Genomic DNA, 315 nt, shown 5'->3' with positions numbered 1-315 from the left:
GCCTCGTGACGCAATTGTGCCCGTCACTGGTTTTCATCTTGATGAAACGAAATTTTGTCACGAAACAGGGTGCAGCAGCGGGAATCATTGCTGGTGTGTCTATGGTAGCATACGTTACGATTAGCAATACTACAATCGGGACACTGTTCCCATTGTTGCCGCAGTCCATCCAAGATTTGAACCAGGGTATTATCGCCCTGCTAATCAATCTGGTGGTGATGACCATCGTCAGTTTGATAACGAAGGATAATGTTTCGATAGACGACAGACAATCACGCGTGGCTTAGTCACATCGCACAATAAGAAAAGAGCCAC

The 315-nt window shown here is 46.3% G+C and carries 1 pseudogene; it reads left to right on the top strand.

The annotated features are described in order from the left end of the window. A pseudogene (locus SB773_RS30835) lies at nucleotides 1-287 on the top strand (sodium:solute symporter family protein); the annotation flags it as partial. Nucleotides 288-315 lie beyond the last annotated feature (28 nt).

Origin of the sequence: Bacillus sp. SIMBA_074 (assembly GCF_046534555.1) — a bacterium.
Classification (GTDB): domain Bacteria; phylum Bacillota; class Bacilli; order Bacillales; family Bacillaceae_G; genus Bacillus_A; species Bacillus_A mycoides.
This window is presented reverse-complemented; position numbering and strand designations above follow the sequence as displayed.